We start from the raw sequence: 13,086 nt of genomic DNA, 5'->3' as shown, positions 1-13,086 counted from the left end.
CTCTGATGCCCGGCAGACGCGTTCTGTCGGGCATTTCTCCTAGTGGATCCCCGCCAGGCGCAGCAGCGCCGTTACCACCGCCGCCGCGACGATCACCACAATTAACGGCATTTTGCGCCAGGCAAGAAACACCGCAAACGCCACGCCCAGCACGCGCGCCATCCCCGCGAAGTGTTCCCCTTCATAAAAGGTGGTCGCCAGCGCGACGGAAAACAGCAATACCGTTGCCGCATCCGAAAGCAGCGCCTGAGACCGTTCAGAGAGCGCCAGCCGGTTGCCCAGCTTTGCCCCGCCGAGCCGCATCAGGTAGGTTCCGGCAGAAAGAATGGCGATGCCGAGAATAAAAAACGTCATGTTTCCCATTATTTTTTCCTCGCAGCGAGACCGAGTAACGAGAGCAGCACCGGCAAGCCCACCGGGGCAAACGGTACGGCGGCCAGTGATAGCGCGGCGCCGCTGCAGGCGCGGATCAGGGTGATACGGTTTTTAAACGCGGGTACCACTAACGCGAGTAAAATTGCCGGGAATACCGCATCCAGCCCGATGGTTTCCGGGTTCGGCAGCAGTTTGCCGACCATGGCTCCCAGCAGCGCCCCCACCGGCCAGACGATCGCCACGCCTAAGCCGCATAGCCAGTAGGCCGCTTTACGCTGCTCGGGCGTTTTTTGCGACAGGCCAAACACCACGCTTTCATCGTTCATGATGTGACAGCCGAGATAGCTCAACCCCCGTTTGCCCACCAGTTCACGCACCGTCACGCCAAACGGCACGTGGCGCGCGTTGACCAGCAAACCGGCGGCCGCTGCCGCCAGCGGGTTGCCGCCGCTTGACACAATGCCGATAAACATAAATTCCGATGCGCCCGCCAGCACGGTGAGGGAGAGGACAAACGGCACCCAGAGCGGGAAACCGTAGGCCATCGCCAGTGAGCCGTAGGACATCCCAACCACCCCAACCGCGAGGCAAACCAGGATGATTGCTTTTATCGTGTCGCCTTTCAGGCAAGAGAGGGGATTCTTCATACCATTTTAGCCATATCGAACGTATTTCCATTATAATGAACGCATCAAAAACGTTTTACAAGACGAACGAATCGTTCGTTATAGAGAAATAGAGGCCGTTTCTATGACGCAGCCAATCAGCGTGATCGCCAAAAGCCTGGTGCGAGAACGCCTGCGAACCGGGCTTTCGCTGGCGGAAATTGCCCGCCGTGCCGGGATCGCCAAATCCACGCTTTCTCAGCTTGAATCCGGCAACGGTAACCCGAGCCTGGAAACGCTGTGGTCGCTTTGCGTGGCGCTGGATATTCCTTTTGCCCGCTTGCTGGAGCCGCAGCAGCCGACCACGCAGGTGATCCGCCGTGGTGAAGGCACAAAAGTGGTTGCCGGACAGGCTAACTACGAGGCGATTCTGCTGGCGGCATGTCCGCCGGGCGCGCGACGCGACGTATACCTCCTGCTTACCCAGCCGGGCGCAGACCGCATTTCCCAGCCGCATCCGCCGGGGTCCGTTGAACATATTATTGTGACGCAGGGGCGCGCGTTAGTCGGCCTGATCGACGCGGCGGAAGAACTCGGTCCGGGAGATTACATCTGTTATCCCGCCGATTTGCCGCATATCTTTAAGGCGCTGGAGCCGGATACGCACGCGCTGCTGGTGGCAGAACAAAACTAACAGAGATACGGAAACTCATGTCGCTCAAAGCCATTGCGAAAGAACTGGGGCTGTCAGTCACCACCGTTAGCCGCGCCCTCAACGGATATGATGACGTCTCCGCCGAGACGCGCGCCCGCGTGGAAGCAGAGGCCCAGCGCCGTAAAGGTGATTGCCCTGAAGATGCTGCACGCGCTGGAGGTGCCGTTCCTGCTGGTGGGCTGCTTCGTGCTGGTGATTACGATGGTGTCGGCGTTTACGCTGAGCAGCAGGCAGGAGATTGCCGCCGCCGCGGGGGCAGCAGCGTTAACGCATCAGTCCAGGTAAAAGACCTCTTTAAGTTCCGCACTCACCGGGCTGTTGTCCGGGTTCGACGGCATTACATCACGCATGTGTTTCCACCAGCGCTGGCAGACGTCGGTATTCGCGACCGCGTTCCAGCGCTCCTCCGATTCAATCTCCACCGTTGCAAACAGCAGGTTGCGCTCTTTGTCGAGATAAATGGCGTAGCGGTGCGCGCCGTGGTCTTTCAGCACCGCTTCCAGCTCTGGCCAGATAGGGTTATGGCGACGCGCGTACTCCTCGTGGGCGTCCGGGTTGACCTGCATAACAAACGCTTTACGAATCATAATGCCTCCAGATACAGCTCGCGGACCTCATCGCGGCAGGCGGCTTCGTCGCTCATCCCGCGCGTGTCGACGCCCATCGCCTGTTGCGTTACGCGTATAAATCCAGGGCCGACTGCATCGGGGTAACGCCAAAACGTTTGCCCAGCGCGATCAGCTCTTCCCGGGTGATGGTCTGCTTCATGCCGCCCATGGAATAGACCTTCACCAGCACTTCCGCGGATTTCTCGGCGGTGTCGATCAGACCGAAGGTTTCATCCAGCGTCGGTCCGCTGCCGAACACGCCGTGGAACGGCCACAGTACCAGCGAGTGTTTTTGCATGGCCGCTGCGGTGGCCTCGCCGATTTCGTCCGTACCCGGCACCATCCACGGCAGAATACCGACGCCGTCCGGGAAGACCACCAGGCATTCGGTACTGCCTTCCCAGAGCTTGCGGGTGATGTAGTCGGTGCTGTTTTCCAGCACGTAGGTCAGGGCAATCAGGTTGGTTGCGTGGCAGTGCATGATGACGCGGTCTTTACCGTGGGTAGCCTTGATGCGCTCGCAGTGAGAAAGGAAATGCGCTGGCAGTTCTGACGTCGGCACCGCCTCGTCCGTCAGCCCCCAAAGGATGTGGTAGCCCGCGCCGTCGCTGTCTACCCTCACGACGCCGAGATTGGCCTGCGGGTCGAGCTGAACGTTACGAAAGAACTTGCCGGAGCCGGTGACGATAAACGGAGTGTTCGCGAGCAGCGGCATCGGCTGACTCAGCGCAATATAGCGCGGTTTTTGATGGAAATCGGCGGCGTACGGCTCGATGTCGGCATCGTCCAGACGCAGCGTCAGGTTGCCGCCGTTGCGCTCGTCCCAGCCCTTCAGCCAGGCGTCAGAGGTGGCTTTGATCATGCCCTGGACGAACCAGGAAGTCGTGATGGTCTGCATAGTTTTCTTTTCCAGTTATCGTGGTGAGAGTTTCCCCTCACCCTAACCCTCTCCCCAGAGGGGAGAGGGGATTGTTTGCTCCCTCTCCCCTCTGGGGAGAGGGCAGGGGTGAGGGGCCAGTTACTCGCGCTTTCTCAATACGTCCTTCTCATACGCCCGCACGTTCTCCAGCCACTGGCTGCCCGCAGGCGCGTCGTTACGCTGGCAGTACATCTCCCACACCGCCTGCCACGGCAGGGATTTTTGCTCCTCCAGCAGCGCCAGGCGCGCGGTGTAGTCGCCGTTTGCTTCCAGCTGTTTCAGCGCGGCAGTCGGCTCCAGCAGAGCGCGAAGCAGCGCTTTCTTCATGTTGCGGGTGCCGATTACCCACGCCGCGATGCGGTTGATGGAGGCGTCGAAGAAGTCGAGGCCGATATGCACGCGGTCGAACAGATCGTGGCGGACGATCTCGCTGGCAATGGCCTGCGTTTCGTCATCCAGCAGCACCACGTGGTCGCTGTCCCAGCGCACCGGACGGCTGACGTGCAGCAGCAGGCGCGGCACGTAGAGCATGGCGGCGGAGATTTTGTCGGAGATCACCTCGGTCGGGTGAAAGTGGCCGGCATCCAGGCACAGGGCGGTCTGGCGGCTGGTGGCGTAACCCATGTAGAACTCGTTCGAGCCGACGGTGTAGCTTTCTGCGCCAATGCCGAACAGCTTGCTCTCCACGGCGTCAATGTGGTGCGCCGGGTCGAGTTTTTCGCTGATGGCTTCATCCAGTGCGGCCAGCAGGCGCTGGCGCGGGGCGAGGCGGTCAATCGTGATGTCCTTCATGCCGTCGGGGATCCAGATGTTCATCACTGACGGCGTGCCAAGCTGTTCACCAAAATAAGCCGAGACGCGGCGGCTGGCCTTCACGTGGTCGATCCAGAACTGACGGATTTCATCGTTGGCATGGGAGAGCGTAAAGCCGTCCGCGCTGAGCGGGTGCGAGAAGCAGGAGGGGTTGAAGTCCAGCCCCAGCCCATTGGCTTTCGCCCATTCAACCCAGTGCTTAAAGTGTTCCGGTTTAATCTCGTTACGCGCGACCGGCTCGTCGGACTCAAGATAAATGGCGTGCAGGTTCAGGCGTTTTGGCCCGGGGATGAGGCTCAGCGCCAGTTCCAGATCCGCACGCAGTTCGGTGGCATTACGCGCTTTGCCTGGGTAATTACCCGTTGCCTGAATGCCACCCGTCAGCGAGCCGCCAGGATCCTCGAACCCGGCGACGTCGTCGCCCTGCCAGCAATGCATGGAGACCGGCAGACGGTCGAGCTGGCGCAGTGCCGCTTCGACATCCACGCCGACGGCGGCGAAACGCTGTTTAGCCAGGTCCCAGGCTTGTTCAAGTTGAGTGGTCATGCACAAAGCTCCTTAGTCAGACGTTTTTGCTGAAACTGCGCCCGGTAGCGGGCAATTTCATGGCAGGGATTGGGGATGAATGTAGTCAGGCGGGTATTCGCGGTGACCACCGAACGGAATTCATCGACGTCTGAAAGTTCGTCCAGGGTCATCAGCTGAATACCAATGTTACCGAGCGTTGAGGCCTCCACCGGACCCGCCACCACGGTGATGCCGCAGGCATCGGCGCAGAGCTGGTTCAGCAGCTGGTTCTGGCAGCCGCCGCCCACGATATGCAGCTGGCTGAACGGCTTGCCGCGAAGGTTTGCCAGCTCGCTCAGCACATCCGCGTAAAGCAGGGCCAGGCTGTCAAAAATACAGCGCGCCAGCTCGGCAGGACGGGAAGGGACCGGCTGTCCGGCCTCGAAACAGGCGGACTGGATTTCGGCGCTCATATGCACCGGGTTAATAAAGCGGTCGTCGTTCGGGTTGATCAGGAACGTACAGGCCTTCAGCGTTTCGGTTTCTGCGAGAAGCGCAGGCAGGTCGAAAATATGTTGCTCTTTCAGCATCCGCTGGAGCAGCCAGAGTCCCATGATGTTCTTCAGCACGCGGTAGCGCCCTTCGGCACCGCCTTCATTAGTGATGTTCGCCGCCATCGCGGCGTCGCTGGTGTACGGCGTTTTGCTCTCAAAGCCCATCAGCGACCAGGTGCCGGAAGAGAGATAGGCCGCGTCTCTGCTGGCCAGCGGCGATGCAATCACCGCGCTGGCGGTATCGTGACTGGCGACGGCGACAACAGGGATGGCGTTCCCCTGCGGGCAAAGCCACTGCCCGATCGCATTACCCGGATGGGTCGGCGTGCCGAACCAGGAAGGCGGGGCGCCCGTCCAGGCCAACAGGTGTTCATCCCAGCTATCGGTGTTGATGTTGACCAGCTGCGTGGTGGTGGCGTTGGTATATTCCCAGTTCATGTTGCCGGTCAGCCGGTAGCTTAAGTAGTCCGGGATCAGCAGCGCATGCGCCACCTTTTTCACCAGCGCCGGCTGCTGCTCGACCAGCGCGCGCAGCTGATACAGCGTGTTAAACGGCAGAAACTGAATGCCGCTGCGGCCATAGATGTTGTCTTTGCCAAGCTGGGCGATGGCATGCTCCATCAGGCCGTCCGTGCGGCTGTCGCGGTAGGAGACGGGCAGGCCAACGCGATTGCCGTTGCGGTCCAGCAGCACGTAATCAACGCCCCAGGTATCAATGCCGATGCTGTCGATGAGGATCCCGCTATCGCAGACTTTTTTGAGCCCGGTACGGATCTCTGCCTCAAGTCCGTCAATGTCCCAGGTATTAAAACCGTCCTGTTTTTGCAGGCAGTTCGCAAAACGATGCATTTCGCGAAGCGAAAGGGTGCGCTGGGTGCAGTCCCAGGTGGCGAGCATTACGCGACCGCTGGATGCGCCTAAATCGACAGCGACACAATGGCGAAAGGTCATGGTCTAATCCTTCTGGAAATCATTAGCGCTGAGTGTAAAAAAGGGAAGAAAAGACCACCTTCTCGCCACGGACAGCCCCCATTCCGCGCTGGCAAGAAAGCAAAGATGAACGTGAGGGAGTTCACACTTTCCCGCTGAAGCGCGCCGTTCAGCCAGTGTGACGCTGACCGCAATTCCGGATCTTTCCGCCTTTTTCTTGAAAAACAGGCAGGTTTTGCGGCGTTTGCTGCCGAAAATTTAAGGTGAGTATGAGAGGCCTTATTTACTATTTTGAGAACTTTTCTCATTGGTGGGGGCCGTTATGACCGTACTGCACAGCGTGGACTTTTTTCCGGCGGGTGGTTCGCCTGTAGCGATAGAACCGCGGCTCCCGCAGGCCGCTTTCCCTGAGCATCATCATGATTTTCATGAAATTGTTATTGTTGAACATGGCACGGGCATCCACGTCTTTAACGGTCAGCCCTACACCATCAGCGGGGGCACCGTCTGCTTCGTGCGCGACCACGATCGGCATCTGTATGAGCATACCGACAACCTGTGCCTGACGAACGTGCTCTACCGGTCGCCGGACGCGTTCCAGTTTCTTGCGGGGCTTCATCAGCTACTGCCGCAGGAGAAGGAGGGGCATTATCCGTCCCACTGGCGCGTGAACCAGGCCACACTGCAGCAGGTTCGCCAGATCTTGCTCCAGATGGAGCAAAGCCAGGACGGACAGGATATGCACGCGATGGCCACGCGCGAGATGCTGTTTATGCAGCTGCTGGTGGCGTTACGCCGTAGTAACCCGGTGGAGGGGGAGAGTAGCGAAGCCCGTCTGAACCAGCTGATGATCTGGCTGGAGGAACATTTTGCCGAGGACATCTGCTGGGAAGCGCTGGCGAGTCATTTTTCGCTGTCGCTTCGCACCCTGCACCGTCAGCTTAAGCAGCAAACCGGGCAGACGCCCCAGCGCTACCTTAACCGTCTGCGCCTGATAAAAGCGCGCCACCTGCTGCGCCACAGCGATGACAGCGTCACGGACATCGCCTTTCGCTGCGGTTTCGGCGACAGTAACCACTTTTCGACGCTGTTTCGCCGGGAGTTCAGCTGGTCTCCGCGTGATATTCGCCAGGGAAAGGACACCTCACTGCAGTAACGCGAGCCCAGTCAACGTTTTGCTGTCGTAAAGCGGGTAATAATGTCAGGTTTTCGCCGTTGAGGTGGTGATGTGGCCGCGCCGTTAATTCTTCGCAAAGATGACTTTTTTGCCTCCGCTGAACAAGCCGTTGCGGTGGCGGATCGCTACCCGCAAAACGTCTTTGCTGAACATACGCACGAATTTTATGAGCTGGTGCTGGTGTGGCGCGGCAACGGTCTGCACATTCTCAACGATCGGCCTTACCGCATTACCCGGGGGGATCTGTTTTACATTCGCGCCGAAGATAAACACGCCTACGCCTCGGTCAATGACCTGGTCTTACAGAACGTTATCTACTGTCCCGATCGGCTCAAACTTAACGTTGACTGGGCCGCGTGCATCCCCGGCTTTAACGGTGCGAAAGGTTCACCGCACTGGCGCTTAAGCAGCAGTGGCATGACCGCTATTCGTCAGGCAATTTCTCTGCTTGAACAGGAGAGCGCTAAAACCGATCCGCTGGTTAACCCGATGTCAGAGATCCTCTTCGCGCAGCTGGTCATGATGCTTAAACGCTATCGCTACGCGACGGATAACCTCTCTGCCACGCAGCAGGAAACGCGACTTGATAAGCTGATTGCCACACTGGCGGCCAGCCTGAATAAAAGCTTTGTGCTGGAAAAGTTCTGCGAGCAGGAGCAGTGCAGCGAGCGTGCCCTGCGCCAGCAGTTCCGTACCCAGACGGGCATGACGGTAAATCACTATTTGCGCCAGCTGCGTATTTGCCACGCCCAGTATCTGCTCCAGCATACGGAGCTCATGGTCAGTGACGTGGCAATGCGCTGCGGCTTTGAGGACAGTAACTACTTTTCGGTGGTCTTTAACCGCGAGGTGGGGATGACGCCGGTGCAGTGGCGTCATCACAGTCGAAGGGCGGCGTAATCAGTTCGCCATACCGAGGCCTACAATGTTGGCCGCAATGATAATCACCACGCAGCCCAGGCTCAGAACGCCCACTGGTCGACGTCCGGCGTTGTTCCACTCCTTCAGTACCAGCCCAACCAGCCCGCCGCACAGCACGTAGAAGCTCATGTGCAGCATCCAGCTCATATAGTCGTATTGCGCCGGAATGCTGGCGTGCCCCCAGGCGTAGAAAAAGAACTGCAGGTACCACATCAGGCCGCCGAGCGTCGAAAGGAGTACGTTGGCGATGATGACCCGTTTTGCCAGCGAGAAGTCGGCTTTTAGCGACAAACTCTCAACTTTTGCCAGGCGAATAACGCAGAAGCCGAGGTTTACCAGCGCACCGCCGCCCATAATCACCACGTAGCTGGGCAGCGCCACGTACAGCGGGTCGACGCCCAGGGCGGCGGCGGCCTCATGCATCGGTTTTGCGGCGTTCATGGCAAACGACATGCCGGCGGAGAAGATGCCGCACATGACCGCCAGCAGCAGACCTTTTTTGAGGTTAAAGTCCTCGGCTTTAATGCCCATCTTGCGTTCTTTCAACTGGCCCGCGCGGGTCACGATCCCGACGCCGATAACCGCGACCAGCACGCCCAGCAGCGTCATTCTGCCGCCTTCGGTATTAAGCAACACGTCGAGGTTACCGTTGAGGACGGGCGTCATCAGGGTGCCGACAATTAGCGTGATGCCAATCGCGATGCCGATCCCCATCGACATGCCGAGATAACGCATGGTGAGGCCGTAGTTGATATTGCCTATGCCCCACATGGCACCAAACAGAAATACCGGCAGCAGGATGGAGGCGTTAAAGGAGGAGAAGTAGCCCCAGAAATCCGGGAGTAGCAAGGCGCTGATGGCCCAGGGAAGCAGGATCCAGGAGACCACGCCGCCAACGGACCACATTGTTTCCCACGACCACCCTTTCACCTTTTTGAACGGGGCATAGAAACAGGCTGCACTGGCTGCGCCTATCAAATGCCAGAAGATACCCATCGTAATCGCATGATTCATGTTTACGTCCTCATCGTTTTTATCGATCAATGGCTTCCCACCGACCCGATGAGTGTAAAAATTAAGCAGAATGGCCACCTTCGGGAGGCTGCCGCACTTTGGTTTTGAATGGCAATCAACGCGTTAAACGGGTGAGCTGATTCACATTTTCGCGCTTCATCAGAAAACGAATAACCTTATAAAAACTACGGCATTGATAATCATTTTCAATATCATTTAATTAACTATAATGAACCAACTGCTTACGCGGCATTAACAGCTGTGCCGCCCGACAATAATGGAGAGGATTATGAGTTATACACTGCCATCCCTGCCGTATGCCTACGACGCACTGGAACCGCATTTCGACAAGCAGACGATGGAAATCCATCACACTAAACACCACCAGACCTATGTGAACAACGCGAACGCAGCGCTGGAAAGCCTGCCAGAGTTCGCTAACCTGCCTGTTGAAGAGCTGATCACTAAACTGGACCAGCTGCCGGCAGACAAGAAAACCGTGCTGCGTAACAACGCTGGCGGTCACGCTAACCACAGCCTGTTCTGGAAAGGCCTGAAAACCGGCACCACCCTGCAGGGCGACCTGAAAGCGGCTATCGAGCGCGACTTCGGTTCCGTTGACAACTTCAAAGCGGAATTCGAAAAAGCTGCTGCAACCCGTTTCGGCTCTGGTTGGGCGTGGCTGGTTCTGAAAGGCGACAAGCTGGCGGTGGTTTCTACTGCTAACCAGGACTCCCCGCTGATGGGTGAAGCGATCTCTGGCGCATCCGGCTTCCCAATCCTGGGTCTGGACGTGTGGGAACACGCTTACTACCTGAAGTTCCAGAACCGTCGCCCTGACTACATCAAAGCGTTCTGGGATGTAGTGAACTGGGACGAAGCAGCAGCGCGTTTCGCCGCTAAAAAATAAGGTTGCATTGACGCCTGTGAGAAGCGAGTCTGATGACTCGCTTTTTTTGTATCTGAAGGAGTTGAGATGCATTACCCGGTGAATGTTTTTACAGGCAAGGTAAGGGAGTACGACGGCAGCCGCCCGAGCGCCATCGCTAAAATTCAGGTCGACGGGGAGCTGACGTTAACCGACCTCGGGCTGGCGGGTGACGAGCAGGCCGAAAAGAAAATCCACGGCGGGCCGGAGCGCGCGCTGTGCCACTATCCGCGCGAGCACTATCAGCACTGGAAAGCGGAATTCCCCGAGCAGGCGGACCTCTTCGTCGCGCCCGCGTTTGGCGAAAATCTCTCGACCGAAGGGCTGAAGGAGAAAAACGTCTTTATCGGCGATATCTACCGCTGGGGTGACGCCCTGATTCAGGTGACGCAGCCACGCTCGCCGTGCTTCAAGCTCAACTACCATTTCGGGATTCAGGATATGTCGGCCCAGCTGCAAAGCGCGGGTAAAACCGGCTGGCTGTACCGCGTGGTGCTGGCAGGACAGGTATCTGCGGATGCGCCGCTGGAGCTGGTATCGCGCCTGAGCGACGTGTCCGTTTACGACGCCTGCGCGATTGCCTGGCATATGCCGTTTGACGACGAGCAGTATCACCGCCTGCTGTCTGCGGCGGGGTTATCGACAAGCTGGACCAGAACGATGCAGAAGCGGCGCTTAAGCAACAAGATCGAAGATAATTCGCGGAGATTGTGGGGGAAATAACTTCTCCTCACCCCGGCCCGTACACCCCAAAGAGGCGGGGGTGTTTTACGTCCCCTCTCCCCTATGGGGAGAGGGTTAGGGTGAGGGGATTACGAACGCTTATACAACGGCAGCCACAGCGTTAACCGCAACCCGCCCAGCGGGCTGTCGTCGGCTTTCACCCAGCCGCGATGCTGCTGCATGGCGGTTTCTACAATCGCCAGCCCCAGCCCCGTGCCGCCAGACTCGCGGTCGCGCGCTTCGTCGGTACGGTAGAACGGACGGAAAATCTGCTCGCGGTCTTCCGGGCTGACGCCAGGGCCGTCGTCATCGACAATGACGGTAATCCCGTCTTTATCCACCGAAAACGCCACCTCAATCTTCGTGTGCGAGTAGCGCAGGGCGTTACGCACGATATTCTCCAGCGCGCTTTCCAGCGTGTTGGGGTTACCGTACAGCGGCCACGGGCCCGGCGGGAAGTTGACGGTGAACGATTTACCCATCTGCTCCGCTTCGAACGCCGCGTTGTCCAGCACCTCGTGCCACAGGTGATTGGCCTTCACCGTTTCGCTCACCAGCGCGTTTTTCTGCTGATTGCGCGACATCACCAGCAGATCGTTAATCATGCTGTCCAGACGATGGGCTTCAGTTTCAATGCGCTCCAGCTCTTTGCTTTCGCCGCTGCGGCGGCGCAGCAGGGCGGTGCCCAGCTGTAAGCGCGTGAGCGGGGTACGCAGCTCGTGCGAGATGTCTGACAGCAGGCGTTGCTGCGCGGTCATCATCCGATCCAGCGCGCTCACCATCTGGTTAAAACTGGTCCCGGCGGCCAGGAACTCCTGCGGCCCGGATTCCAGCTCTGGATGCTGTCGCAGGTTACCCTGCGCCACTTCATCGGCGGCATTTTTCAGCTTACGCGCCGGTTTTGCCAGGCTCCATGCCAGCCATAGCAGCAGCGGGGAACTGACCAGCATCGTGACAATCAGCAGCAGAAGCGGACGGTCAAACAGCAGGTTGATGAAGTCGGACTGGGAGCTGCTCGCGGGGCGAATCAGATAGAGCTGATAATTGTCTTCCCCATCACGTACCGAGAAAGGACCGACCATCTCTACCCGACCATATTTCTTCTTCTGTGGGTGATCGGCGTTATCCGCCTGGCCAATAAAGTTGCGGATGATCTGCATTTCATTGCGATCGGCTCCGATCACGCGGCCTTCGCTGGTGACCAGCAAAAGACGTTGTCCTGGCGGCGCCCACTTGTCGATAGCGCGAAACAGCCTGCGCCACCACATCAAATCGTTCGGCGGATCGTTTGCCAGCTCCGCTTCCACGTGCTGCTCGATCATCACGCCCTGACGTTGCTCGCTGTCGAGAAGCTCCGTCATCTGGCGTGAGTCGAGTTTTGGCAACATCAATACGAGCATTAAAACCAGTGCCAGCGTCAGCCAGAAGATGGCGAAGATGCGGGCGGTTAAGCTGCCTATCATGAAGCGGAAACCATCAGATAACCGCGACCACGCAGGGTTTTAAACCATGGGTGACCGTCTTTACGCTCCGGCAGCTTGCGGCGCAGGTTAGAGATGTGCATGTCGATGGCGCGGTCAAACGGCGTGAGGCGTTTGCCCAGCACTTCCTGGCTTAAATGTTCACGCGAAACGACCTGGCCGAGGTGCTGCGCCAGCAGATACAGCAGCGTGAATTCGGTGCCGGTGAGTTCCAGCGTCTGGCCGTCGAAGCTCGCTTCCTGACGGCCCGGGTTCAGGCTCAGGGAGTCCACTTCCAGCGTTGGCGAGCTGTTGTCGGTATTCTGCTGCTGCTCGCTCCAGTGGGAACGGCGCAGGATCGCGCGAATACGGGCCACCAGTTCACGGTCGTTGAACGGCTTTGGTAAATAGTCATCCGCACCCAGCTCAAGGCCGAGAACGCGGTCAAGCTCGCTGCCGCGGGCGGTCAGCATGATAACGGGGGTCTGGTGTGTCTGGCGAAGCTCTTTCAGCGTATCAATACCGTTTTTCTTCGGCATCATTACGTCGAGCAAAAGTAGATCGATGCTGTCGTCAAGGAGACTCAGCGCCTGCTCGCCATCATGGGCAACCAGGACGTTGAAACCTTCCATGTCGAGCAACTCCTTTAAAAGGGATGTGAGCTCTCGGTCATCATCAACTAACAGGATTTTATTCATTGTTTAAATACCTCCGAGGCAGAAATTACGACATCAAGGCTATCTAATCCATGACTTTACGTTGTTTTACACCCCCTGACGCATGTTTGCAGCCTGAATCGTAGACTGTCTCTCGTTGAATCGCGACACGAAAGATTTT

14 protein-coding genes and 1 pseudogene are annotated in these 13,086 nt (G+C 58.2%); 6 read left to right on the top strand and 9 right to left on the bottom strand.

Translation table 11 applies throughout. From position 1 onward, the window contains the following. Nucleotides 1-39: 39 nt before the first annotated feature. Nucleotides 40-363: an AzlD domain-containing protein gene (locus OSH03_RS20235; RefSeq protein ID WP_151412534.1), complete on the bottom strand. Its 324-nt coding sequence runs from the start codon at nt 361-363 to the stop codon at nt 40-42. Then, nucleotides 363-1,022 carry an AzlC family ABC transporter permease gene (locus tag OSH03_RS20230; RefSeq protein ID WP_266179922.1) on the bottom strand — a complete coding sequence of 220 codons (660 nt, stop codon included), beginning with the start codon at nt 1,020-1,022 and terminating at the stop codon, nt 363-365. The genes OSH03_RS20235 and OSH03_RS20230 overlap by 1 nt, the downstream gene beginning before the upstream one ends. Before the next feature lie 103 nt (nt 1,023-1,125). Between OSH03_RS20230 and OSH03_RS20225 the strand changes: the two genes are divergently transcribed. Together OSH03_RS20225 and OSH03_RS22215 are read left to right on the top strand one after the other, a co-directional pair. Then, nucleotides 1,126-1,674, top strand: coding sequence for a helix-turn-helix domain-containing protein (locus OSH03_RS20225; protein ID WP_033146956.1), 549 nt, complete (start codon nt 1,126-1,128; stop codon nt 1,672-1,674). 17 nt (nt 1,675-1,691) lie between these two features. Beyond that, a pseudogene (locus tag OSH03_RS22215) lies at nt 1,692-1,910 on the top strand (LacI family DNA-binding transcriptional regulator); the annotation flags it as partial. 57 nt (nt 1,911-1,967) lie between these two features. Here OSH03_RS22215 and rhaM read toward each other — a convergent pair. The 4 genes from rhaM to rhaB form a co-directional block, all read right to left on the bottom strand. Further along, nucleotides 1,968-2,282 carry an L-rhamnose mutarotase gene (rhaM, locus tag OSH03_RS20210; protein WP_266179921.1) on the bottom strand — a complete coding sequence of 105 codons (315 nt, stop codon included), beginning with the start codon at nt 2,280-2,282 and terminating at the stop codon, nt 1,968-1,970. 88 nt (nt 2,283-2,370) lie between these two features. Then, nucleotides 2,371-3,201: a rhamnulose-1-phosphate aldolase gene (rhaD, locus tag OSH03_RS20205; protein ID WP_266179920.1), complete on the bottom strand. Its 831-nt coding sequence runs from the start codon at nt 3,199-3,201 to the stop codon at nt 2,371-2,373. 120 nt (nt 3,202-3,321) lie between these two features. Further along, nucleotides 3,322-4,581, bottom strand: a complete 1,260-nt coding sequence (gene rhaA, locus OSH03_RS20200) for an L-rhamnose isomerase (protein ID WP_266179919.1) — start codon at nt 4,579-4,581, stop codon at nt 3,322-3,324. Further along, nucleotides 4,578-6,047 carry a rhamnulokinase gene (gene rhaB, locus OSH03_RS20195; protein WP_266179918.1) on the bottom strand — a complete coding sequence of 490 codons (1,470 nt, stop codon included), beginning with the start codon at nt 6,045-6,047 and terminating at the stop codon, nt 4,578-4,580. The genes rhaA and rhaB overlap by 4 nt, the downstream gene beginning before the upstream one ends. A 301-nt stretch (nt 6,048-6,348) precedes the next feature. Between rhaB and rhaS the strand changes: the two genes are divergently transcribed. Both rhaS and rhaR read left to right on the top strand, forming a co-directional pair. Continuing rightward, nucleotides 6,349-7,182 carry an HTH-type transcriptional activator RhaS gene (gene rhaS / locus OSH03_RS20190; RefSeq protein ID WP_266179917.1) on the top strand — a complete coding sequence of 278 codons (834 nt, stop codon included), beginning with the start codon at nt 6,349-6,351 and terminating at the stop codon, nt 7,180-7,182. A 72-nt stretch (nt 7,183-7,254) separates the two neighbouring features. Further along, the gene (gene rhaR / locus OSH03_RS20185) at nt 7,255-8,103 is read left to right on the top strand and encodes an HTH-type transcriptional activator RhaR (protein WP_061096508.1); all 849 of its coding nucleotides are present in this window, start codon (nt 7,255-7,257) and stop codon (nt 8,101-8,103) included. On the opposite strand, the gene rhaT is transcribed toward rhaR, so the two are convergent. Beyond that, nucleotides 8,104-9,138: an L-rhamnose/proton symporter RhaT gene (gene rhaT, locus OSH03_RS20180; RefSeq protein ID WP_061099597.1), complete on the bottom strand. Its 1,035-nt coding sequence runs from the start codon at nt 9,136-9,138 to the stop codon at nt 8,104-8,106. It abuts the gene before it with no gap. 289 nt (nt 9,139-9,427) lie between these two features. On the opposite strand from rhaT, the gene sodA reads away from it, so the two are divergent. Then, nucleotides 9,428-10,048 (top strand): superoxide dismutase [Mn], encoded by a 621-nt coding sequence (gene sodA, locus OSH03_RS20175; RefSeq protein ID WP_003861999.1) that lies wholly within the window; start codon nt 9,428-9,430, stop codon nt 10,046-10,048. Between the two features lie 66 nt (nt 10,049-10,114). Continuing rightward, the gene (yiiM, locus tag OSH03_RS20170; protein ID WP_266179915.1) at nt 10,115-10,789 is read left to right on the top strand and encodes a 6-hydroxyaminopurine reductase; all 675 of its coding nucleotides are present in this window, start codon (nt 10,115-10,117) and stop codon (nt 10,787-10,789) included. Between the two features lie 89 nt (nt 10,790-10,878). Here the strand turns inward: yiiM and cpxA are convergent, their stop codons facing one another. Further along, a complete protein-coding gene (gene cpxA / locus OSH03_RS20165) occupies nt 10,879-12,252 on the bottom strand; it encodes an envelope stress sensor histidine kinase CpxA (RefSeq protein ID WP_015569937.1) in 1,374 nt (457 codons plus the stop codon). Then, nucleotides 12,249-12,947 carry an envelope stress response regulator transcription factor CpxR gene (cpxR, locus tag OSH03_RS20160; RefSeq protein ID WP_006179159.1) on the bottom strand — a complete coding sequence of 233 codons (699 nt, stop codon included), beginning with the start codon at nt 12,945-12,947 and terminating at the stop codon, nt 12,249-12,251. The genes cpxA and cpxR overlap by 4 nt, the downstream gene beginning before the upstream one ends. Nucleotides 12,948-13,086: the final 139 nt, after the last annotated feature.

It is taken from the genome of Enterobacter nematophilus (assembly GCF_026344075.1).
Classification (GTDB): Bacteria; Pseudomonadota; Gammaproteobacteria; order Enterobacterales; family Enterobacteriaceae; genus Enterobacter; species Enterobacter nematophilus.
This window is presented reverse-complemented; position numbering and strand designations above follow the sequence as displayed.

What these genes read in the sequence shown, in the direction of transcription:
- rhaA (WP_266179919.1), bottom strand. Translation starts at nt 4,581, where the DNA reads ATGACCACTCAACTTGAACAAGCCTGGGACCTGGCTAAACAGCGTTTC.
- rhaD (WP_266179920.1), bottom strand. Translation starts at nt 3,201, where the DNA reads ATGCAGACCATCACGACTTCCTGGTTCGTCCAGGGCATGATCAAAGCC.
- OSH03_RS20235 (WP_151412534.1), bottom strand. Translation starts at nt 363, where the DNA reads ATGGGAAACATGACGTTTTTTATTCTCGGCATCGCCATTCTTTCTGCC.
- rhaT (WP_061099597.1), bottom strand. Translation starts at nt 9,138, where the DNA reads ATGAATCATGCGATTACGATGGGTATCTTCTGGCATTTGATAGGCGCA.
- rhaM (WP_266179921.1), bottom strand. Translation starts at nt 2,282, where the DNA reads ATGATTCGTAAAGCGTTTGTTATGCAGGTCAACCCGGACGCCCACGAG.
- OSH03_RS20225 (WP_033146956.1), top strand. Translation starts at nt 1,126, where the DNA reads ATGACGCAGCCAATCAGCGTGATCGCCAAAAGCCTGGTGCGAGAACGC.
- rhaB (WP_266179918.1), bottom strand. Translation starts at nt 6,047, where the DNA reads ATGACCTTTCGCCATTGTGTCGCTGTCGATTTAGGCGCATCCAGCGGT.
- cpxA (WP_015569937.1), bottom strand. Translation starts at nt 12,252, where the DNA reads ATGATAGGCAGCTTAACCGCCCGCATCTTCGCCATCTTCTGGCTGACG.
- yiiM (WP_266179915.1), top strand. Translation starts at nt 10,115, where the DNA reads ATGCATTACCCGGTGAATGTTTTTACAGGCAAGGTAAGGGAGTACGAC.
- rhaS (WP_266179917.1), top strand. Translation starts at nt 6,349, where the DNA reads ATGACCGTACTGCACAGCGTGGACTTTTTTCCGGCGGGTGGTTCGCCT.
- sodA (WP_003861999.1), top strand. Translation starts at nt 9,428, where the DNA reads ATGAGTTATACACTGCCATCCCTGCCGTATGCCTACGACGCACTGGAA.
- OSH03_RS20230 (WP_266179922.1), bottom strand. Translation starts at nt 1,022, where the DNA reads ATGAAGAATCCCCTCTCTTGCCTGAAAGGCGACACGATAAAAGCAATC.
- cpxR (WP_006179159.1), bottom strand. Translation starts at nt 12,947, where the DNA reads ATGAATAAAATCCTGTTAGTTGATGATGACCGAGAGCTCACATCCCTT.